The organism is Umezakia ovalisporum Ak1311 (assembly GCF_029891685.1).
Lineage (GTDB): Bacteria > Cyanobacteriota > Cyanobacteriia > Cyanobacteriales > Nostocaceae > Umezakia > Umezakia ovalisporum.
The window spans coordinates 143,124-165,950 of sequence record NZ_JANQDJ010000086.1; the positions used below are offsets into that span (position 1 = coordinate 143,124).

Sequence of the window (22,827 nt, forward strand, 5' to 3'; positions counted from 1 at the left end):
ACGGAAACATTAATGTTATGGAGAATACCCAAAGTTCCACGGTTTTAAATTCTTTTCGTCGCGCCGCCCAAGCAGGCGAATTCTTAGTTACTGCGGAGGTAGCACCCCCAAAAGGTGTGGATGTCACACACATGATTTCAATGGCGGCGACCCTTAAGGGAAGGGTTCATGCTGTCAATATTACCGACGGTAGCCGCGCTGTATTAGGAATGTCTTCTTTGGTAGCGTCAGTTTTTTTGTTACAAAAAGGTATTGAACCAATTTGTCAGGTTGCTTGCCGTGATCGCAATAGAATTGCTTTACAAGCTGATTTGATGGGTGCTCATGCTTTGGGTATCCGCAACATTCTAGCTTTGACTGGAGACCCTGTGAAAGTAGGTGATCACCCCAATGCCAGAGGCGTGTTTGATTTGGAATCTGTGCGCCTGCTGCAACTAATTCGGAAGATGAATCAGGGTCTTGATGATAATGAGAAGCCTTTTACAGATGGGGCGACTGATTTATTTGCTGGTGCCGCAGTGGATCCACAGTGTCATAGTTGGTCAGGTTTGCAAAAGCGATTTGAACGGAAGATAGAAGCAGGAGCACAGTTTTTCCAAAGTCAGATGATTACAGATTTTGAGCGCCTAGAAAAGTTTATGGACACTGTGGCTGTTGCTTATGATAAACCAATTTTGGCAGGAATTTTTTTGTTGAAATCGGCAAAGAATGCTCAGTTTATTAATAAGTATGTTCCGGGTGTAAATATTCCTCAGCACCTTATTGATAGGTTGGCTCAAGCAAAAGATCCCCTTGAGGAAGGAATGAAAATTGCGGCGGAACAAGTACAGATTGCCGGACAATTATGCCAAGGTGTCCACATCATGGCAGTGAAGCGGGAAGATATGATTGCGCCAATTTTGAATTTGGCGGGAGTTCCACCAGTGAAAAAGGCGACAAATGTTCATTAAATAACCTGCAACGAACCTTCCCTTTTCTTTGCTCAGGAGGGAAGGGTTGGGGGTGGGGTTATGTACTTGATTAAATCCTCACTCCCAAAGTATTTGGTGGCGAGGTACAACAGCGATTGCCTCCGGCACAGTCCTCCGCGCAATCGCGCCTCATTTTTTCTGAGGAAAAATTAAAATAAGTTAAGCAATAAAATAAGGAAAACAATAGAGTCTATGTCAACTCAAATTGAGACAGAACTGCATCAAGCAGTGGAACTTCGTCGTAATTTTGCGATTATTTCTCACCCCGACGCGGGTAAAACCACACTTACAGAAAAACTACTCCTATACGGGGGTGCTATTCACGAAGCTGGAGCAGTTAAAGCGCGTAGAGCGCAGCGTAAAGCCACTTCAGACTGGATGGCAATGGAACAACAAAGGGGAATTTCTATTACTTCCACGGTATTACAGTTTGAATACCAAAACTGTCAAATAAATTTACTAGATACACCCGGACACCAAGATTTTAGCGAAGATACTTATCGCACTCTCGCAGCGGCAGATAATGCTGTAATGCTGATTGACGTAGCTAAAGGTTTGGAACCTCAAACCCGAAAATTATTTGAAGTATGTAAGTTAAAAGGTCTGCCAATTTTTACATTTGTTAATAAACTCGACCGTCCGGGAAGGGAAGCCCTGGAACTTTTGGATGAAATTGAGCAGGAATTGGGTTTACAAACCTATGGAGTGAACTGGCCTATTGGCGTAGGCGATCGCTTTAAAGGTGTATTTGACCGTCAGGAGCAAAAAATTCACTTATTTGAACGTAACGCCCACGGTAGCCGAGCAGCCCACGATACAACTGTAGATTTAGGTGATGCTGAAATTGAGAAACTGCTGGAGGAAGACCTTTACTACCAACTGAAAAATGATTTAGAACTTCTAGAAGGAGTTGGGCCAGACTTAGATTTGGACTTGGTACATCAAGGGAAAATGACTCCAGTGTTTTTTGGTAGCGCAATGACGAACTTTGGGGTAGAGTTATTCCTTAAGTACTTCCTGAAGTATGCCCTCAAGCCTGGTGCTCATAACAGCAGCGTGGGTAAAGTCCCCCCCACTTATCCTGATTTTTCTGGGTTTGTTTTCAAACTACAAGCAAACATGGACCCTAAGCACCGTGATCGCGTGGCATTTATCCGGGTTTGCACAGGAAAATTTGAAAAAGATATGACAGTGAATCATGCGCGGACTGGAAAAGTCGTGCGCCTGTCTCGCCCGCAAAAACTTTTTGCTCAGGAAAGGGAATCCATTGATACGGCTTATCCTGGCGATGTCATTGGTTTAAACAATCCGGGTGTTTTTGCTATAGGTGATACTATTTATACAGGGCAGAAGCTGGAATACGAGGGAATTCCCTATTTTTCCCCAGAACTGTTTGCCACTCTGAGAAACCCCAACCCTTCCAAGTTTAAGCAATTTCAAAAAGGCATTTCGGAATTGCGCGAAGAGGGTGCAGTCCAAATTATGTATTCATCTGATGAAGCTAAACGTGATCCAATTATGGCTGCGGTGGGTCAGTTGCAATTTGAAGTGGTGCAGTTTCGTTTGCAAAACGAGTATGGTGTAGAAACCATATTAGAATTATTGCCTTACAGCGTCGCCAGATGGGTTGAAGGTGGTTGGGAAGCTTTGGAAAAAGTGGGACGTATTTTCAATACCACTACAGTCAAAGATAATATGGGACGCCCAGTTTTACTGTTTCGCAATGAATGGAATTGTCAACAGTTACAGGCGGATCATCCAGAGTTGAAATTAAGCGCGATCGCCCCGGTTTATTCTTGTGAACAACCAGTGAAGGAATAATTCACTGATGGAACTAACCGGGTGCAATTGATGTCCACTGTACGAAAAATTAGCGCTTGTGTCCCACCGTGGACAGTTAGTGGACATTGGAGCCAAAATTTCTATGCCTTCTCTACGAGACACTATGCGAACACATGGCGAACATTCTTTGGAGGCTGGTTTAGTTGCCCTCAAACAAGGAAATTACCAAACTGCCATCGCCAAACTCACACCTGTGGCTGACAGTCAAGACAATTCCACTATCAACTTACAGGCTCGGGTGGGTTTAGTGATGGCTTACGCACGCACTGGAGAGATACACAAGGCCACGGTCTTGTGTCAGACTCTCACTCAAAGTCAAAATACACAGGTTAAAGAATGGGCTGAACTTGCTCTGATGCACTTGACAAAACCCAAAAAGTGCAAGAGTGCTTCCAAGAATTCGGAAACCGGACTTGTGACTTGTAAGGATGCCGGAAACGCCACTGTACCAAAATATCAACCAAAAGACAGAGTACCAGAAACTACAAGCGATGGCAAATCATCTGCTGTGAAATCTGCTAGCTTTCCGAATCCAGTCATACCTTCAGTTGAGTACAGAAACAAAATCGTTACACAAACACTTAGTAATACAAGAAGTAGTGTTTTTTGCTCCACTACTTATACAGAAACTGCTGGGAGTGAGGGTAGTGTCAACCCATTGTCCAATATTTATTGGCGACAAGCAAAACGCGCCAATGTATGGCAGCCTCTGCGTAAGCCTAATTTATTTCCCCTGCGGTTACTAGCACTGGGCACATTCGTGGCTTTGTTTTGGGTGTTGAGGGAAATACTCAATTTGATGAAAGAATTTATTAACTATGCCTTAGTCAAACTACCATATCTGGAGCCATTACAGTTTCTTTATCAGGATCCCACCTCACTGTTACTGATAGTTCTATTCGTTATGATTGGACTATCACCTTGGTTGCTAGATTGGCTATTAGCAAACTTTTATGGACAGCGAGAGTTGTCCAAAGATTTATTACATAGCCACAGTCGCGAAACAACCAGGGTATTACAACGTTTCTGTCAACAGCGACGCTGGCCGTCAGTTAAACTCAGAATTTTGCCGACAAATGCACCAATGGCGCTGACATATGGCAATTTTCCCCGCAATGCTAGGATTGTGGTCAGTCAGGGATTATTAGATCAACTAGCAGATGATGAAATCGCTACTATCTATGCGGGACAATTAGCACATATTGCCCACTTGGATTTTCCGGTCATGTCTCTGTTGTTGCTGGTATCATTACCTATTCATCGCCTGTATCAGCAAATTTCAACATGGGGCATCGGAGAATCTGAGGGGATTTGGTATAAGCCAAGAGCAATTACAAGTAGTATTACTTATGGATTTTGGTGTTTGTTGACTGGTATTAGTTTATGGTTATCGCAGTTACGGCTTTACTATAGCGATGGCCTCGCGTCGGAAATTACTGGTAATCCCAATGGTTTGACTCGTGCCTTACTCAAAATTGCTATGGGAATTTCTGTTGATATCCAAAATTCAGAACAAACCTCTTGGCATTTGGAAAGTTTAAACTTGTTAATGCCGGTAGGTTATCAGCAGAGCCTTTCTTTGGGTAGTATTGCAGGTCATCTGCCCTTTGAATCTATATTCATGTGGGATACTTTTCATCCCTATAGCCGTTGGTTAGCAATTAATAATAGCCATCCCTTAATAGGCGATCGCATTCTAAATCTAAATCAAATTGCCCGGCATTGGCATATAGACCCTGAGGTACATCTAACTAACCAATCAACTTCTCAGGTGAAACTTCAGTCATTCTTATTACAAATTGCTCCGTTTTTGGGCATTCCCTTGGGTTTGATCTTTGCGGGCCTGATTTGGCTGATGTGGCACACTGGTTTTGCTCTCAGGTTGTTAAATTTACAATGGATATACGATGATTGGAATTTTGTGACCGGTTCCCTACTCATTGGCTTTAGCATCGGGATGGTGTGCAGAATAAACTCGTTTTTTCCAGATATCAAAATTGCTAGTGTGCAAAATGCCCAAAACCTTCCCAATCTCCTAACTTATCCATCTACGATTCCCGTTGATAGTATTAGTGTGCGTCTTGTCGGTAAGCTGTTGGGTCGCTTAGGTGCTGGCAATTCCTTAGGACAAGATTTAACACTGCACTGTAGCATAGGCTTAGTAAAATTACATCACATTTCCTTGGGACAATCAGTTAATCCCCAAGATTTAATAGGTCAGCAAGTTATACTTACAGGCTGGTTTCGCCGGGGAGCAACACCTTGGATTGATATTCACACAGTGCAAACCCAAAGCGGCAAAATTATTCATAGCCCTCATCCCATTTGGTCTACTGCTGTGGCAGTTGCCGCACAGGCTTGGGGTGCATACATCTTTCTCACAGGCTAGTGACCCAGGGCAAAAGTCAAAGGTCAAATTGTGTTATGGGTTCCATTGGTAGTGGCCAATTGAGTTTACCGATGGAAACATAAATAAAAGTTGCAGTTTTCATCAATCAGTGTTACATTTATTAACATGATTGTCTACGACCAAATTAACTCAGCAATATAGCTTAGTTATCTAAAATTGGATGGTTCCTGCAAATTTATGCCTTCTATCTTCCCCATACAGCAGCTAATTCACCAGCCAATGGCTGGTTTTTGTTTCTGATAACCTTTTGTGAGAAAAAAATGTATTTTATGCTACGATATACATATACTATCATTGAAAATGTATGCTCTGAACTAGCTACGTAGATAATACCGTGGTAATGTAAGGAATGGTATTTAATTCTGCGGGCAAGGTCATCAAACAAGACATTTACATTAGCAAGCCAAGGCTTATAAATTTACAAGTCTTAGAATTAAGTTGGTATTTGCTGGGCGTTGTATGCGCTTTTGTATTAAACAAGCTTGATCCCAACAAAAAACTGTATTGTATAGGTTAACAGTTTGGAGTAAAAATTTTGGTTTACGGCAGTGTTGGTCAATCGCATCTATTTAATAGCCAAAGCCAAGTGATTGTTTTCTTGCCTTGCCATGTTCATTTAACTCTGGAGGTATAGTTCATGTCGGTTCGCCTATATATAGGCAATTTGCCAAAAGAAGAAATAGATCGTCAAGATCTGCAAGCAGTTTTTGCCGAAGAAGGCGATGCTGTAACTACAAAACTAATTAAAGACCGCAAAACTGGTAAATGTCGTGGTTTCGGTTTTCTCACGGTCAACAATGACGAACAAGCTGATCAGATTATTGAAAAGTATAATGGTCAATTGTTCAAAGAGACTCCTATAAAGCTAGAGAAAGCATTACCTCGGACAAAAGGTGAAGAGGGTGAGGAGCAAGCTCCTAAACTGGCGAGTACTCCCACAACTCATCCGGCTCCTAGTGCACCAAAAGAAGGCGGTCGTCGTGAGAAAAGCTCTAAGAAGTCGCGGCGTGGCGGTGGTGGTGTCCGGGAAACCAACACGACCAGTGCTGACTCAGATGCTATTCGTCCAGATCCACGTTGGGCTTCTGAGTTAGAAAAGCTGAAGCAAATGCTAGCAGCACAAACTACGAATTGATTCTGTGGCGATAGGAATTAAAACTTAAAACTTGCAGTTTTTAGGTTTTAATCACCGCTAATTATTTAGCCATTGTTGTTAGTGCGATCACAACTTTTGGTGCAATCCGCCCACATTTACGCACATGGAAGAAGTTTTCACAAAATTCTATGTGGTAATTTTGGGCTTATTGTGCCAATAATCGCGATCGCGCTTGCATGAAGAAACTATTCCAAATGTGTTTCTTTGTCCTGGGTTGCTTTGATGGAATTTAAATAGTGGTTTATCTATACTTAAGCAGTAGATATTCATACAGGTTCTGATGTATAAAAAATGCTAAAAAATCATGTAGAAATAACCATACACCAGGAAGCAAAAAAATTTAATTTTTAGACATTATTAAATTAAAATAAAGATTAATGAAAGTTACTCACTAAATGGATTGGTTAAGTTTGCGCGGCGCAACTTTGACCATACACTCCTAGAACTAGCAACACACAAACTATGAACGCTACTACCGACAAATGTATTGCCTTAATTTCTGTTCATGGAGATCCAACGATTGAAATTGGTAAGGAAGAAGCCGGTGGACAAAATGTTTATGTGCGTAATGTTGGCGAAGCACTAGCAAAACTAGGATGGCAAGTTGATATGTTTACCCGCAAAGTAAATGTAGAGCAAGATACAATTGTCCAAATTAATGAAAATTGTCGGACTATTCGTCTAGCAGCAGGTCCACTCAAGTTTGTGCCACGAGATGACCTTTTGGAATATATGCCGGAATTTTTGGACAACTTACTGCAATTCCAAAGCAAGAACAACATATACTATCAGATAGTACATACAAACTACTGGCATTCTAGCTGGATAGGAATGCAACTCAAAAAAATCCAAGGTACTCACCAGGTTCACACTTACCATTCTCTAGGAGCAGTTAAGTACAATACAATAGAAATAATTCCTCTAGTGGCTAGTCAACGATTAGCAGTGGAAATAGAAGTGTTGGAAACAGCAGAACGAGTGGTAGCTACAAGTCCCCAAGAACAGCAACACATGCGAGCACTCGTTTCTACTAAAGGTAACATAGAGGTTATTCCTTGCGGTACAGATACTTGCCGTTTTGGTTCCGTTGACCGTCAAGCAGCTAGATCAGAGTTGGGAATCCCTCAAGAAACTAAACTGGTGTTGTATGTAGGACGTTTTGATAAACGTAAAGGAATAGAAACCCTGGTCCGAGCAGTAAACGCATCTCAATTACGTGGAGATAAAAACCTCAAGTTAATTATTGGTGGTGGTAGCACAGCAGGTAATAGTGATGGTATTGAGCGCCATCGCATCGAGAAGATAATCAACGAATTGGGGATGAATGAATTTACCATCCTCCCTGGTCGCCTCAGTCAAGAAATATTGCCTACTTATTACGCTGCGGCGGATGTTTGTGTTGTTCCCAGTCACTATGAACCCTTTGGACTGGTAGCCATTGAAGCCATGGCTAGTAGTACGCCTGTAGTAGCCAGTAATGTTGGTGGACTTCAGTTTACCGTGGTTCCAGAAGTCACGGGTTTGTTGGCTCCACCAAGAGATGTAGCTGCCTTTGCAGCTGCTATTGACCGTATTTTGTTAAATCCACAATGGCGAGACGAATTAGGTGAGGCTGGTAGAAAACGCGTAGAAACTAAATTTAGCTGGGATGGGGTAGCCACTCAGCTAAATCAGCTATACAGCGAAATTTTGCAGCAAAAAGTGAAAGAACCAGCATTAGTTCAGTAATTAATAGGTAATTTTAACTCTTGTGCAACCAGTTGACTATACTACCCTGACCGCTGCTTGTAGCGAACTCCGCGCTCACTGGCTGCCATCTCGATTAGAGCAAGTTTATCAGCGCGATCGCTATACCATTGCTGTGGCGTTACGCACTCTCACACAAAGGGATTGGCTAGAGATTTCTTGGCATCCCCAAGGAGCGCGTATTTGTATTGGAGAACCACCTCCCAAACTACCAGATACATTCACATTTAGCCAACAATTAGTACATCAATTGGGTGGTTTGGCGCTGGTGAATATTCAAGCGATCGCCCCTTGGGAGCGTGTTGTTGATTTGCAATTTGCCCGTCGTCCCGGAGAAGAGGCATTGTATCATATATATGTAGAGGTGATGGGCAAATACAGCAATGCCATCCTCACCGATGCCAGCAATATGATTATTACGGCTGCCCATCAAGTTAGTCAGTATCAATCGAGTGTACGTCCCATCCAAACCGGACAACCTTATGAAACCCCGCCAAAACTCACTGGCCCGGTTCCCAGTTTGAGTGAACCCTTGCAACGCTGGCAAGAACGTGTCAGCCTGCTACCAGGAGCAATTAAGCGTCAGCTATTAAAAAGTTATAGCGGTTTGAGTTCTGCGCTGGTAGAGTCTATGCTAATTGCAGCTAATTTAGCCCCAGAAACTACCACCGAACAAGTCACACCTGAAGATTGGCAACGACTGTTTGCCCGATGGCAAGAATGGCTACAGGCTTTGGAATTAAGTAAATTTCAACCAGCTTGGACGGCAAATGGATATAGCGTTATGGGTTGGGGCGCAGTTGCACCAGAAAAAGATATCCAAACTTTACTTCACAGCTACTACACTGACGAGTTAAATCAGCAGGTGTTTGTTCAGTTACGACATCAGTTAAATCAGAAATTAGATAATATCTTAGTAAAATTAGGTAATAAAGCTGAAACCTTTTCTGAACGTTTGCAGCAATCAGATCAAGCGGATGAATACCGAGGAAAAGCTGATTTGTTGATGTCTAACTTGCAAAAGTGGCACCCAGGAATGACAGAAATCATCCTGCTTGATTTTGAGACACATCAGCCCATAGCCATCGCCCTGCAACCAGATAAAAACGCTGTTCAAAATGCTCAACGCCTTTACAAACAGCACCAAAAACTCAAACGCGCTCGTGCTGCTGTGGAACCGTTGCTTTTTGATGTCCAATCAGAAATTAGCTATTTAGAGCAAGTAGAAGCTGCGCTGGCTCAGATAGAAAATTACGAAACAGCAGCAGATTTGCAAGCTGTAGAAGAAATCCGCGATGAGCTAATTGGACAAAAATATTTAGAAGATCCAGGATACCGCAGTCGCAGTACCAGCGAAACAGCCAGCACAAACTTTCATCGTTACCGCACCCCTAACAACTTTGAAGTTTTAATCGGTCGTAACAATCGCCAAAATGACCAATTGAGTTTTCGTGTAGCGGGAGATTATGATTTGTGGTTCCACGCTCAAGAAATTCCTGGAAGTCATGTCCTGCTGCGTTTAGAACCTGGTGCAGTTCCAGAAGCAGCAGATTTACAATTTGTCGCTAATCTCGCCGCCTACTACAGTCGTGGACGTCAGAGCGATCAAGTACCAGTAGTTTATACTCAGCCTAAGCACGTTTACAAACCCAAAGGAGCCAAGCCAGGTGTTGCTATTTACAAGCAAGAGCGTATCCTCTGGGGACAGCCGCAATTAGTTATGGGTAATTCGTAATTCCTAGGGGTAATGGCAATGGGATAGGGTGGGATATTTTATTCTTGTTTCCCCACATCTGCCTTCCGAGATGGGAAATTTATTCTTCAAGATAGAGGCTACCTCCTTTGGGGCATATCTTTTTTATAGATTTTTATAAAAAAACTGTGTTGAGTGTTACAATAGTGTTAAGAAAAGTTGCCCGTTAATTTTGGGAACGCGCAATTTGATTTTGACTCTATTGAGAAGACAACGCGGAAAAACATCTACCAGGCCAGCTGTGAGAGGCTGGTCTTTTTTGTTTTACTCAGAACTAGAAGACGCAAAACATGATTTTTTAGGTCTTATTTCCAGATTTTCTAATATTTAGAAGCTAAAGGTAGTTCTCAGTGCGCCAATAACAACGTCATCGTTGTTATTGTTATGGTCTGGAGATGTCAACCAGATCACACCAGGGGTAATGGTAATGTTATCAGTCAACTGGTACTGGTAGAAAGCTTCAATGTGATAGGAAGTGTCTGTATCTTTATTCACACCTGGGATAGTGGAACTTGTCACTTTCGGTTCTACACCAGCAATAATCCCAGCTAGGTTACCTTTTTTCCCCAAGTCAAGAAAGCCTAAAGTGAGAGCATAATTCCAAATTTCAGCCTCTCCGCGATTCCCCGTTAAGTTACTGCTGTTAGTGTATCCTGCCCAACCACCTAAGACAAATTTTTCACTGATACCAATTGATGCTTGGATACCGTAGGAGTTGTTGGAAAAAGCTGCATCGCCTTGTTGTAATAAAGTTTGGAAGGTTGCAGCATTACTACCTGTAGCTAATGGCTGTTTGTACGAGTTGATATAAGTGAAACCTACCGCAATGCGATGGCTTGGTCTAAAAGTCATTTGTGCCAAAGCACCGTAAGGACCATCAAATAAACCATTCTTAGGAGAGGGGTCATTGCCTGTGCTACTCAAATACCCCAAGCTGAGTGCTAAGTTATTACTGAACTGGTGGGTTATTCCTAACCCCGCACCATCCATTTGGTTATAAATTGGGTTGCGCGTACCAAAGGTAGATAAAGCACCACCACTACCATCACCGTCAAATATATTAACTGTATCAGTGATGTCATCTGCTGCACCAGCGTTAGCAATGGCGATTACCTGTGTTTTTGCACCGAGAGGAAATTCGTAAAACAGTGCGTCTATCTCAGCATTGGTAGTTCCATTCTCACCAGCGAAGGCGAAATTACCCTCCGGTGTGCCGATATCAGAGCCTAAAATATTATTGGCTTGTATTCTAGTAAATAGGGTATCTCTCCCTGTAAAACTTGTGACAAATTGAATGCGTGTTCGCCCTCCCAAGCTGGTATTTTTGTCTGTGATGTTTTCATTACTTCCCAAAACATCACTGATAACTGCGACCACTTCTCCTTCCAGTTTGGTTGTAGTGGAAAATTGATTCTTTTCCAATTGAGATGCGCGTGCTTCCACTGCATCCAGGCGACCTCGTAATGTTGCAAGTTCTGGGGAAAATTCTACTTGCAGTCTTTGTAATGCGGCTAAATCTTGTTGTGTCAACATATCACTGGTGGCGGTAGCAATTAGTTCATTAACCCGATTCAGACAAGCATTCAAACCAGCCGCGAATTCATATCTAGTTAATGCCCGATTACCGCCATAAGTGCTATTTGGATAACCTGCAATACAACCGTAACGTTCTACCAATGATTGTAATGCTTGAAAAGCCCAATCAGTAGGTTGCACATCGGATAACTGAGAAACTGAGGTAACTTGTGCTGTTAGCTGACCTTTTGTCAGGTTCTCAGCTTCTATCCTTGGATCATTTATTGCTGATGTGTTGAGTGTTTCCCCTGCATACATAGGATGACAAAAGAACAGCATATTAGCACCAATTACTGGGGCAACCAGTAGGTATTTCCATAATTCTTGCATTTACTGCCTCAGACTTATTAATAATTAATTTCACTCACTTAAAACGTTTTTTATAATACCGTCCCTCAAAAGGGGTATTCAAAATATTAACAGTAGTTTAAGAATTTTCCTTACATTACACCTACTTATTGAAGAAACGTAAATATTTATTAGGTTGTTTTCTTATACAAAACAAATGCAGTATTGTATGAGAATGATAGTTATTCTATAATAATAAGCCATATTCATTCTCAATAAAAACTTGACAAAAATAGAGTAGTTCTAGAGAAAATTTTATTTTAGAGACAAAAAACCGTGATTTGGAAGCATTCAGGACTTAAAACAGCCGAAAAAAATAAGTGTATTCTGCTTTTAATGGCTTTACTCATGTTGTCAGCGGCCGCGGGCTGTAACCAATCAAACACAAATAGAACGGAAACTTCAGAACAGACATCTCTAGCGCAAGAAGCAGCATCTATTCCAACAACGCCAGAAAAAACTAAAATTGTGGCCACAATTTTGCCAACGTATTTGTTTACCAAGGCTGTAGCTGGAGAGGCCGCAGATGTATCAATTCTCGTATCGCCAACTACGGATGTGCATGATTACCAATCGACACCCGATGATGTTAAAGCAATTTCTAAAGCGAGTATCCTAGTAAAAAATGGTTTGGGGTTAGAAGAATTTTTGGAGAATACTATCAAAAATGCCGAAAATCCTAACTTAGTTAAAATTGATGCCAGTAAAGGTATTAAAATCTTAGAGCAAATTTCTCCTGTTGATAAAACGTTAGGCGAACATCGACATGATCATGGACATGACCATGCTGACGGAAATCCTCACGTTTGGTTAGATCCAATGTTAGCAAAACAGCAGGTAACAAATATTCTGAATGGATTAATTGCTGCTGATCCTGCCAACAAAGCAACTTACGAGGCAAATGCAACGGCTTATATTCAAGAATTAGACAATTTACATCGAGAATTTCAGGAAAGTTTGCAAAAGACTCCTAATTGTACCTTTATTACCTTTCATGACGCATTTCCATATTTAGCTCAACGCTACAATCTCAAACAAGTTGCCGTGGTGCAAATTCCTGAAGACCAACTTTCGCCATCAGATGTGCAAAAAGCTGTCAAGGCTGTAAAAAAGTATAATGCTCAAGCTTTATTTAGTGAACCAGGGGTAGATAATAAATTATTAACCAGCCTTGCCGAAGATTTGAATTTAACTGTGCGTTACTTGGATTCTATAGAAACTGCTGCCGACGATACAAATCCGCAGTATTACTTTCAAGTCATGAAAACTAACTTACAAACTATCGAGGCTGGCTGTAACTAATTGGATGCTCAAGAAGGGGATAGCTTCTGATGGTTTTTCTTAATGTCATCATCCGTTATTAATTATCCATAATCCAGGACTAATGACATCTCCTATTTTAAAAGTTCAAGGTTTAAATGTCTATCAAGGCAGTTATTTGGCTGTTCGAGATGTTACTTTTGAATTATTGCCAGGAACAGATACAGCTATCGTTGGTCCCAATGGTGCGGGTAAAAGTACTTTGGTGAAAGCAATTTTAGATTTGATTCCTCACAGTGCTGGCAAAATTGAAATTTTTGGTCGCTCAATTAACAAGTTGAGAAATTTGCGCCACCTTTTGGGTTACATGCCACAAAATTTTATTTTTGACCGCAGTTTTCCTATTTCTGTGGCTGAACTGGTAGGACTGGGATGGGTAAATCAAAGTAAAAAGCAAAATTTATTTTTTCTCCATCTGTGGCAACAAGATAAGCGAAAGTCACTAGCAGTAACAGAGGCTTTACGGCGAACAGATGCTTATCATCTCAAGCATCAACCTATTGGCAGTCTTAGCGGCGGTCAGTTGAAGCGTGTATTGCTGGCTTATTGTTTAGTCATGCCTCGCAAACTATTAGTACTAGATGAAGCCTTTGCCGGTGTTGATGTTCAAGGTACAACAGATTTCTATGCTCTGTTAAATGACTTAAAGCGGGAAGAAGGTTGGACAGTGTTGCAGGTTTCCCATGATATTGATATGGTTAGCCGTCATTGCGATGGCGTTCTTTGCCTCAACCAAACTGTTGTTTGCACAGGTCAACCTGAAATTGCCCTTTCACCTCAAAATCTGTTATCAACCTATGGGCCTGGATTCAGTCCCTATGAGCATCATCATGAGCATTTTAAATAATACCGTTTATAACAATTTTGTATAATTGCCATTCCCTCGCTTTTTAAATTATCATTGAGTTTATAATTGTTCATTCTGGTTCATCTAAATGTTCAGTAACAGCCTGATAAAGATGAAAAATATGATTATCGTGGAGGTGATAAAATACATTACGTCCTTGCTTACGGTAACCAACTAATCGCATGGATCGCAGGTTCCGGAGCTGATGAGAAACAGCGGATTCACTCATGTTTAATAATGCGGCTAAATCACTAACGCACAATTCTTGATTAGCCAAAAAAGAAAGAATTCGTAGGCGATTAGCATCTCCTAAAAAGCTAAAAAAATCAGCCATGCGTTGTGCTTTTTCACTACTGAGAACTTGATCTGCTAAGTTTTGCACAATATATATCTAGTAATCTAAATTAAATTATACTCAATATTATGTCCTTTTAAAATAAAAATTATTATAATGGTCTAATTTAAGTTGATAATAATTTGGATGTCAGCAATAAAATAAGGCTAAAAAAATTAAATGTATATATCTTATTGTAGTCATGTATTTATGCTCTGTTTGCCAGATTAACTTGCTAGGGATCACCACTACTTTTGACTTTGTAGATTTGCTACAATTTCCCTTTATGCAGCGAGCAATCGCGGGTGCTGTGTTGATGGGAATCTTGGGGGGGTTACTTGGTAGTTTTGCGACATTGCGCCAGCTATCATTTTTCAGCCATGCTGTTGGTCACGCAGCATTGATCGGCGTGGTCCTAGGTGTTTTATTACAGCTAAATCCAACTTGGATGCTTTTGCCTTTTAGCTTAGTTTTTGGGGTGCTTGTCCTTTACTTCATCGACAAAACTGATTTGGCTAGCGATAGCGTTCTTAGTATAGTGCTATCAGGCGCGTTAGGTATTGGTGTAATTCTGACTAGCTTCGTTTCCGGTTATCGTGGCAACTTAATGAGGGTATTGTTTGGCGATATTCTGGCTATCGGAGCTACAGATTTAATTTTGACAACACTTTTGCTAGTAATCAGTGGCATATTTTTATTTTCAACTATGCAACAGCAAATTTTGTTGACCCTGAACCCCGATGTAGCCCGAGTACAAGGAGTTCCTGTTCAAGTGTATCGCTATGGCTTTGTAATTTTACTTTCTCTGGCTGTGGCGGTGGCAATTACATCTGTAGGTGTGTTGCTAGTAAATGCCTTTTTGGTGATTCCTGCTTCCACAGCCAAGCTCATGAGTCACCACTTTAGCGGATTTTTAATCTTATCAATTATTGTTGGTTCTACCACAAGCCTCACTGGTATTATAGTTTCAGGTCTTTTCAACCTGCCATCAGGCCCCAGTATTGTGCTGGTGCAGTTTTTGTTTTTTGTAGCTGTTTTCTTAGTGGTTAAGTTGAGGTTGAAAGCAGGTTAAACTTTTTTCTTTACCCTATTGCCAAACAATTTTTCTTGTGCTACGATTATTAACCGTGGGTGTAAAACACTCCCAGCCGGGATAGCTCAGTTGGTAGAGCAGAGGACTGAAAATCCTCGTGTCACCAGTTCAAGTCTGGTTCCTGGCATGTTACTAAACCCCTTGAAAGCAATGGTTTCCAGGGGTTTTTGTTTGTAATGGCTGAGTTATTCTCCAAAGAGCCTTGAGTGTTGTAGGGCATACCGGAACCTGGATCTTAGATCCCAACAGGTTAGAGAAATCCTGTATGAGAAAGTTGGGTCGATTAATGAAGAATCCCCACGCCTCTAGGCTAGGGAGTGTCAAGTAGGTAAACCACTACGCCAACGCTTTAACATCAAAGGTAAACGAGTTATGAACAGCTTAAACAGCATTGCCATACCTGTAAAGCTACTAGACTTTTGCAATAAATAGAGAAAAGCTGATGGACTTAACCATAGTCCTTTTTGCTGTAATAAGTAATCAACTAAATCGGTATCAGTAAGAGGTTTTTTTAATTTATCTAGTAATTCCAGACTGGATGGTAAACTATTGGGACAGAAATGGGCTTTATATTTAGCATTAGCCCAGGTTGGTTCTTTTCCTTTGTAAGTTTTCGCTTCAGGATGACCAAATCCAATATTGTATGTCAAGGAATTAGTAGGAATAATATGTACTTTCTGGTGATACAGCGCAGCAACTGTGAATGTAATAACCCAATCTGTTTGTTTATTTTTTTCTAGCCAAAACTGATTGATCATTGTCATTTTGGTCTGGGATGTTGCAGGAATTTGATAAAAATTGCCAAAGGGATTATATTGGGATGATTGAGATAAATTGAGTTCTTGCCAGCGATCACACCAAGTACCGAATCCCCAAGAAAAAACACGGTTAGATACAAGAAAATCTGTATGTATTTGAGTATCGCATCCTGCTGGTAAGGTTGCATAACCACTGACTGAACACACTTGTTTATAGTCGCGATAAGCCTCTAATAGTCGGGATATGCGGTCATAAAAATATTGATTGGGAACAGTATCCTCTTCTAAGTAAACAACAGCATCATGAGCAGAGAAAATCTCTGTCAAACCCAAAATTATATTTTTGTCACATCCTAAATTATGGTCTCTGGCGATGATTTCAACTGGTACTAATTCAGAAAAATCTTCTAATAAGGAAATACACTGTCCAATCAAAAGTTCATCATCTTCCTTCCTTGCACCGTCTACAAAACTAATTATTTTTGGAGGTAACAAAGTTTGTTGACTAATTCCATTTAAAACTTCCTTTAGCAGTTCAGGACGAGTAAAAGCTATGAGAACCATTGGAGGTAATTTATCTGGCAATGGCACATCATCAAGAGAAGTAGGTAATTTTAGATGATTATTCATCTTTCATCAAACTCCTGAACTGTTAAGATTGACTGAGATATTAATTATCTATAATTTCAATCATTTATTGTATATGTTCGCGCAAATCCTTTTGAAAATGCCAATGAATATACAAATATGATAGAGTTTTTACCCCTTGTTGATGAATGTTGGTTTCAATGATATTGATGTTGTTCATAGCATATCCAGTCCATCGCTTGTAATTAACAGTTGTGAATGAAATTGTTCCTAATGACAAAAAAATAAAAGTATTCTTTCTGGTTGTATTAATTTCTTGCTAGACTTGCTAGAATTGACATAATAGCAAAGGGCAACCTGGGAATGCCATCTCAAACCATCCATTCCGAGGCGCGTTCACCTAAATCTAAAGGAATACTCACAGCTTTGCCAAGTCTCGGACGCTCCCGGGTTTCGGTAATAAATATTTGTACTTGTACATCGCCACCCAAGGCATGAAGATAATTAGCAATACTGTCCAGATGTTCTTGGTACTCTGCTTCACTCAAGGGAAAAGAAGCTTGCTCAAGATACTTCCACATGACTTGAAGAAATATCTTTCCCTTTGTGCGCCGGAACTGGACATCGTAAGAATATCCCCACTTGTCAAGCAATAATTTGCGTAATTCTTGTCCTGTCATAGGTTTGCTCAATCAGATTTTACATTTAGTTATGATGTTACGTTCCGTAACTCAAGTATGATAGAGATATAAAGAAATGTAATGCTAACAGAAGAGATGCTCAATATATCTTGCAATAAAGAAATTTAGCATCGTTGTGGGCGTTGGCATTTCCACTGAAACAGGAGTTACTCGACTACTGGTACTCTTGTAAGAATGCTTAACAAAATACACAAAGAGCGCGTAAATTATGGCTCAATTTTCTGAATCAATGGACGTACCAGATATGGGGCGTCGTCAGTTCATGAACCTGCTCACTTTTGGAACTGTAACAGGTGTAGCTCTGGGTGCATTGTATCCTGTAGTTAAGTACTTTGTTCCACCTGCTAGCGGTGGCGCTGGTGGTGGGACAACAGCAAAAGACGAGCTGGGTAACGATGTTGTTGTCAGTAAATTTTTGGCAAGCCACAACGTAGGCGATCGCCCCCTAGTTCAAGGACTCAAGGGCGACCCCACCTATATTGTCGTAGAAAGCAAAGAAGCGATTGCCGATTACGGTATTAATGCTATCTGCACACACTTAGGTTGTGTTGTCCCTTGGAATGTAGCAGAGAACAAGTTTAAGTGTCCTTGTCACGGTTCCCAGTACGATGCAACTGGTAAAGTGGTCAGAGGCCCGGCACCTTTGTCTTTGGCTCTCGCACACGCCAAAACAGAAGATGACAAAATCGTTTTGACTCCTTGGACTGAAACCGACTTCCGTACCAGCGAAAAACCTTGGTGGTCTTAATTGAGTGCTTCGTTCCTAAGACTAATGACCAATGACCAATTAACCAGAGAATCATTGTCCTTATAGAGATGAGAAATGCCTGTACCACAGCGAGTTTAACTCGCACTGCTAGAGTAATTACCAAAACATTGCTCGTAGCCATCGCTACCTTGACATTTTATTTGACTAGCGAGCTAGCTCTACCCCAAAGCGCTGCTGCATACCCCTTTTGGGCGCAACAAACCTATCCTGAAACTCCCCGGGAACCCACTGGTCGGATTGTTTGTGCCAACTGTCACCTAGCAGCCAAACCAGCAGAGGTAGAAGTTCCCCAATCGGTGCTACCTGATACTGTGTTCAAAGCAGTGGTGAAAATTCCCTACGACACCAGCGTGCAACAAGTTGGGGCTGATGGTTCTAAAGTTGGTTTGAACGTCGGTGCTGTACTGATGTTGCCCCAAGGCTTCAAGATTGCACCTGAAGACCGCATTCCTGAAGAACTGAAAGAAGAAGTAGGCGATGTTTACTTCCAACCCTACACAGAAGATCAAGAAAATGTTCTTCTTGTCGGACCTTTACCTGGTGAACAGTATCAAGAAATCGTTTTCCCAGTTCTTTCTCCTAACCCCGCAACCGATAAAAATATTCACTTCGGTAAATATTCAGTTCACCTAGGTGCTAACCGGGGACGTGGACAAGTTTATCCTACTGGAGAAAAAAGCAATAATACCATTTACAATGCTTCCGCCACTGGCACAATCAGCAAGATTACCCAAGAGGAAGATGAATATGGTAGTGTCAAACATCTAGTAAGTATCCAAACAGAATCTGGGGACACTGTGATTGATACGATTCCCCCAGGACCAGAATTGATTGTTTCTGAAGGTCAATCTGTAACTTCTGGTGATGCTTTGACTAATAACCCCAATGTTGGTGGATTTGGTCAAAAAGATACGGAAATCGTATTGCAAAATGCTACAAGAGTTCAAGGAGTGATTGCATTCATTGCTCTTGTGATGTTAGCTCAAGTTATGCTGGTGCTGAAGAAGAAGCAGGTTGAAAAAGTCCAAGCTGCTGAAATGAATTTCTAAATTCCCTACTAATTTTGTAGTTGTCAGGACAGGCAAAATGCCTGTCTTTTTTTTGCACAAATCATTTACCACCGTAAAAAAAGGCAATTTCTTTCTCTTTTAGGGGCGCAAAACCTGCATCTACAAGGGATTGATCAAGTTCCGGTTGAGGAATGTGTTTTGCCCCAATACGAACGATGCGCGATCGCATGGTATTTGATACACCACTACGCTGTCTATTTGCCTCTAGTGCCATGACTTTGTGATACAGTTCCAGCTTGGCTGGGGGGATGGGGGAACCATCAAAATCAACTCCCTGGGCGATGGCTTCGTCGATGGCATCAGCACCCTTGGTTGTGGCATTTTCTGGATTAGTTTCAGCAGACATGATCATTTTTTCTCAAAAACATGAATGTATTTTACCAGTCTTGCTGACAGCAAAAAAAACATCCACTGTATAACTGTTTCTGAGGAAGGGAAATAATTTCCCTTCCTCTCAATTGTCGATTATTTAGATTGTTGCAGGTGGTTAAGGATTTGATCCACCTTCTGTTGCAATTCGCGATTATCCGCCTCCAACTTAGTAATTTTATCCAAAAGTTGTTGACTTTCGGAAATTTCCCCTTAGGCTCGTACTTTGCGAACATCGGGATCAAAACCCATTAATGCTGGCCGTTCTACATAAGTGACACGGTGCAGCACCCTCCAGGTTTTATTTGGTTTGCCGGCTTGGGCTTGACGCAACGCCCGCGCTTCTTCATCATTGCTTTGCAGCCATTCTGGGTCAACTACATAGCTAAAGAAATCGTGGAAGTTTTGGGTGCTACTTTCCAAGTAGAAACTTATAAACCGATGGCGGTCAACTTTTTCTCCTGGTAGAATAGGGCGGTCTTTGTAGTCGGTGATGCCTTTATGTTCCAAACCACTTAGGTCTACATTCAACTCAAAGCCCTTGCTGCGTGCTTCGGTTTTGTTCATGGTTTGGGTGAGATTTACGGTAGCTTGGGCGGTGAGTTCTACATCAACACCCAATACCGAGAATGAACTGTCAACCCCGAACCCAGCATTCATGCCAAAAGACCCACCAATAGTATGCTCTACAGTGTTGGCGAAACTTTGTTGCTCGGTTCGCAGACCACCGTCCGCATCCCAAACATAGGTATTGACAATGTTGCGCTTACCCCCCACGTATTTGAATACTTTCCATGGGTTTTTGCCACTAAGCAAAACTTTCTGTGGCTTGTACTCTTTGCTCTTGGTCGCGGCAGAGGTTGTCCGATCAGCAGCACCCGCAGTATTGGTTTGAAATTGTTGGGCTTTCTGGTCTTGGGCTTCTTTACTCTCCTCATCACTGATTTCGGTGCTAGGTTTGTCTTCTTCCCGTTGTACCCCAATGGTGGTGGGTGCATCGCCACTGTCAATATTACGCTCTAAAGAGGTTTCATCGATTGTACGGACATCAAAGTTAGAAAAGTAAGATTCCCGTCGTTTATCCTCAGCTTCAATCGCGCGTTTGAGGTCATAGGCTTGTTGCAGACGGTAGTAACTGGCAGGATAATGTGAGCCATACTGCGATCGCATTTCTGGGATATGTTTAAATAAGCGATCGCTGGTGGCATTGCTACCGGTCAGCCCATCTAAACTACCATTCACAGTGTAGGCAGGATTGATTAAAAAGGTGATGGTATTTACATCTGGGGGAATGCCGTCAACGGGCTGTACTTGGTAGCCCACCATCTTACCACTACGAGCCAGTCGAGTTACAAACACATCAGATATTGCCGAAACTACTAAGGCATAGCCAATATTTTTGGGAACAAAGCGTGTACCTAAATCCGGGAATTTGGGACTTTCTTCCGGTGTGCCCCGCAGTTCCAGTTTATCGGTCATGCTCAGGGAAAAACTGGAGGTAATGTTACTCTCATTCAAGAACTGGTAGCTAAAGTCAAAGTTAGCTTTATAACCCACCCTGGTACTGGTGTCTACGGAACTTCCCACACCCAGAGGTGCTGTGAGGATAGACATGGTTCCCCCTGAGCCAGCACGCGCAATTTACCGTCGTTGGCTTTTTGATAGGCGGCAATCATCACATCGAAGATTAAACCTGCTGCTTCTGCGTCTTATTTTTCCCAATAACCCCAGTTGTCTACTGGTGTGGGTAAGTCAATTTCAAAGGTATGATCGTCTATTTTTTTGGTGGAGTAAAGACCTTGATAATCCCTGGTTCCTGTGATTTTTACAAGGTCGCCATTGGCTAATTCTCCTGCTTTGCCCTCCGTGGAGATTTTCACCAAATCTTCGGCATTTTCTGGATCAGTTCCCACTGCTAACCCAGTAATCATTCCTTGGGGGGGTGGGGTTTTGTCTGCAAGGGCTTTGATTTCGTCTAGGGTGTTTAAAGGTAACAGTATTTCTCGTTGACGACTAGGAATAATGGTGCATTCCGGGGTTTTGTCAATTTCTGCTAGGGTTCCATTTCCAGCAACGACAAAACTTAATGCTGCTGTGCCTTGATCTGTGGGCACTGCTAACATTAATTTGGTGGAAGTTTTCAACAGCTGTTTTTCCCCAGATTGGGTTTCCTGTTCCTGTTGTAAATCGTATTTAGTCGGTGATAAACCATTGGTGACTTTTACACCATTGATGTCTAAACTACGCTTAATCACTCCAGGAATCTTATCAGGTACTAAGGTACTGTTTGATTCTGCAAAAACAGTATAGTCTTGAACATCAAATAGTCCTTCTTCCGAGGCGCGAATAGTTGTTAATTCCACCTTCTGAGTTTGGCTGTTGTAGGGGAAAATATGCCAGCGATAAACGTCATTTTCAACAGTAGGAACTAAAACCACAGAAAACCAGCCTTGGAGCAGGTTATTGACTAAACATAATTCTGTTGTGGGTTCATAGAAAAAATTACCGTTGGCACCACGGTAGTCTAAGGTGTCAATATTAACTAAACCATTAGACCCCTTGTTCATGTTTTTGGTGGGTGTGTACTTTTGACCACTGCGCTTAAACCGCACTTCTAACTTGGGGTTCAGCTTATTGGTCATGCCATCTAACTAAAAAATACTATGTTGAAATATATTGTTTGTCAGTAGTGATTATACTGACAAGATAATGGTGGTAAATTTAAGTAAAATTACTAGTTGAGTAAAGCTATTTTGTCTTAACTTGAAAATAATCCCAGAATTTATATCCCATAAAAGGAAAGAATTTAGTTGATGGGTTTCGTCTCATATAGCTAACGTTTTTGATGTGTGATGGAACCACCAACAAAGGCTCCTAAAATAGCACCTGTCCATAATCCGGTTATACTACCGTGCCAAGCTGCTCCTGGAGTTACCCAAACATTACACATTACTTTTAAGCCCCAAGATTGATTTTGGCATTTCTGGCTGTGCACCATGGATGTGATTTGTCCACCGATGTAAGCACCAAAAAATCCTGATGTCAAAGCTAAAAATGTGCAAGTTAAAAGTCTATTTTTCTTCATGAGTTTTTCGATTCAGCGAATCTAGCAATGGTGGGTCAGTGTAGCATAACCCACCCCAAAGTTTTTGGGTAATTTAATTTTGGTGTTAGTAG

At 41.5% G+C, this 22,827-nt stretch carries 19 protein-coding genes and 1 tRNA gene; 12 read left to right on the plus strand and 8 right to left on the minus strand.

Annotation, left to right across the window (positions count from 1 at the left end):
• The first annotated feature begins 17 nt into the window (after nt 1-17).
• The 6 genes from NWP25_RS17435 (at nt 18) to NWP25_RS17460 (ending at nt 9,860) form a co-directional block, all read left to right on the plus strand.
• On the plus strand, nt 18-950 hold the full coding sequence (locus tag NWP25_RS17435) for a methylenetetrahydrofolate reductase (protein ID WP_280651638.1): 933 nt from the start codon (nt 18-20) through the stop codon (nt 948-950).
• Nucleotides 951-1,163: 213 nt separating this feature from the next.
• Complete coding sequence (gene prfC / locus NWP25_RS17440; RefSeq protein ID WP_280651637.1) at nt 1,164-2,792, plus strand: peptide chain release factor 3; 1,629 nt, start codon at nt 1,164-1,166, stop codon at nt 2,790-2,792.
• Nucleotides 2,793-2,916: 124 nt separating this feature from the next.
• Nucleotides 2,917-5,202 (plus strand): M48 family metallopeptidase, encoded by a 2,286-nt coding sequence (locus tag NWP25_RS17445; protein ID WP_280651643.1) that lies wholly within the window; start codon nt 2,917-2,919, stop codon nt 5,200-5,202.
• Between the two features lie 658 nt (nt 5,203-5,860).
• Nucleotides 5,861-6,358, plus strand: a complete 498-nt coding sequence (locus NWP25_RS17450; protein WP_280651636.1) for an RNA recognition motif domain-containing protein — start codon at nt 5,861-5,863, stop codon at nt 6,356-6,358.
• A 483-nt stretch (nt 6,359-6,841) separates the two neighbouring features.
• A complete protein-coding gene (locus NWP25_RS17455; protein WP_280699871.1) occupies nt 6,842-8,107 on the plus strand; it encodes a glycosyltransferase family 4 protein in 1,266 nt (421 codons plus the stop codon).
• Between the two features lie 22 nt (nt 8,108-8,129).
• Nucleotides 8,130-9,860 (plus strand): Rqc2 family fibronectin-binding protein, encoded by a 1,731-nt coding sequence (locus NWP25_RS17460; RefSeq protein ID WP_280699873.1) that lies wholly within the window; start codon nt 8,130-8,132, stop codon nt 9,858-9,860.
• 345 nt (nt 9,861-10,205) lie between these two features.
• Here the strand turns inward: NWP25_RS17460 and NWP25_RS17465 are convergent, their stop codons facing one another.
• Complete coding sequence (locus NWP25_RS17465) at nt 10,206-11,783, minus strand: iron uptake porin (protein WP_280699875.1); 1,578 nt, start codon at nt 11,781-11,783, stop codon at nt 10,206-10,208.
• A 294-nt stretch (nt 11,784-12,077) separates the two neighbouring features.
• On the opposite strand from NWP25_RS17465, the gene NWP25_RS17470 reads away from it, so the two are divergent.
• Nucleotides 12,078-13,103 carry a metal ABC transporter substrate-binding protein gene (locus NWP25_RS17470; RefSeq protein ID WP_280657282.1) on the plus strand — a complete coding sequence of 342 codons (1,026 nt, stop codon included), beginning with the start codon at nt 12,078-12,080 and terminating at the stop codon, nt 13,101-13,103.
• Nucleotides 13,104-13,185: 82 nt separating this feature from the next.
• Entirely contained in the window at nt 13,186-13,968 is a 783-nt protein-coding gene (locus NWP25_RS17475) for a metal ABC transporter ATP-binding protein (protein ID WP_280699878.1), read from the plus strand.
• Between the two features lie 70 nt (nt 13,969-14,038).
• Here NWP25_RS17475 and NWP25_RS17480 read toward each other — a convergent pair whose 3' ends face one another.
• Nucleotides 14,039-14,302 carry an ArsR/SmtB family transcription factor gene (locus NWP25_RS17480; protein WP_280651642.1) on the minus strand — a complete coding sequence of 88 codons (264 nt, stop codon included), beginning with the start codon at nt 14,300-14,302 and terminating at the stop codon, nt 14,039-14,041.
• Between the two features lie 202 nt (nt 14,303-14,504).
• Here NWP25_RS17480 and NWP25_RS17485 point away from each other — a divergent pair, with 202 nt between their 5' ends.
• Entirely contained in the window at nt 14,505-15,374 is an 870-nt protein-coding gene (locus NWP25_RS17485; protein WP_374913567.1) for a metal ABC transporter permease, read from the plus strand.
• A gap of 75 nt (nt 15,375-15,449) precedes the next feature.
• Nucleotides 15,450-15,522, plus strand: a tRNA-Phe gene (locus NWP25_RS17490).
• Nucleotides 15,523-15,715: 193 nt separating this feature from the next.
• Here NWP25_RS17490 and NWP25_RS17495 read toward each other — a convergent pair.
• Together NWP25_RS17495 and NWP25_RS17500 are read right to left on the minus strand one after the other, a co-directional pair.
• Complete coding sequence (locus NWP25_RS17495; protein ID WP_280651629.1) at nt 15,716-16,783, minus strand: glycosyltransferase family protein; 1,068 nt, start codon at nt 16,781-16,783, stop codon at nt 15,716-15,718.
• Between the two features lie 329 nt (nt 16,784-17,112).
• Complete coding sequence (locus NWP25_RS17500) at nt 17,113-17,421, minus strand: DUF3067 family protein (RefSeq protein ID WP_280651628.1); 309 nt, start codon at nt 17,419-17,421, stop codon at nt 17,113-17,115.
• Nucleotides 17,422-17,650: 229 nt separating this feature from the next.
• Between NWP25_RS17500 and petC the strand changes: the two genes are divergently transcribed.
• On the plus strand, nt 17,651-18,190 hold the full coding sequence (petC, locus tag NWP25_RS17505) for a cytochrome b6-f complex iron-sulfur subunit (protein WP_280651627.1): 540 nt from the start codon (nt 17,651-17,653) through the stop codon (nt 18,188-18,190).
• Nucleotides 18,191-18,258: 68 nt separating this feature from the next.
• Nucleotides 18,259-19,260, plus strand: coding sequence for a cytochrome f (petA, locus tag NWP25_RS17510; protein WP_280699880.1), 1,002 nt, complete (start codon nt 18,259-18,261; stop codon nt 19,258-19,260).
• A 61-nt stretch (nt 19,261-19,321) separates the two neighbouring features.
• On the opposite strand, the gene NWP25_RS17515 is transcribed toward petA, so the two are convergent.
• From NWP25_RS17515 to NWP25_RS17530, 4 genes are all read right to left on the minus strand, one after another.
• Complete coding sequence (locus tag NWP25_RS17515) at nt 19,322-19,627, minus strand: small RNA NsiR4-regulated ssr1528 family protein (RefSeq protein ID WP_280651625.1); 306 nt, start codon at nt 19,625-19,627, stop codon at nt 19,322-19,324.
• 236 nt (nt 19,628-19,863) lie between these two features.
• Nucleotides 19,864-21,264, minus strand: a complete 1,401-nt coding sequence (locus NWP25_RS17520; RefSeq protein WP_280699882.1) for a hypothetical protein — start codon at nt 21,262-21,264, stop codon at nt 19,864-19,866.
• Nucleotides 21,265-21,359: 95 nt separating this feature from the next.
• A complete protein-coding gene (locus NWP25_RS17525) occupies nt 21,360-22,292 on the minus strand; it encodes a hypothetical protein (protein WP_280699884.1) in 933 nt (310 codons plus the stop codon).
• 191 nt (nt 22,293-22,483) lie between these two features.
• Nucleotides 22,484-22,735 (minus strand): hypothetical protein, encoded by a 252-nt coding sequence (locus NWP25_RS17530; RefSeq protein WP_280657278.1) that lies wholly within the window; start codon nt 22,733-22,735, stop codon nt 22,484-22,486.
• Between the last annotated feature and the right edge of the window lie 92 nt (nt 22,736-22,827).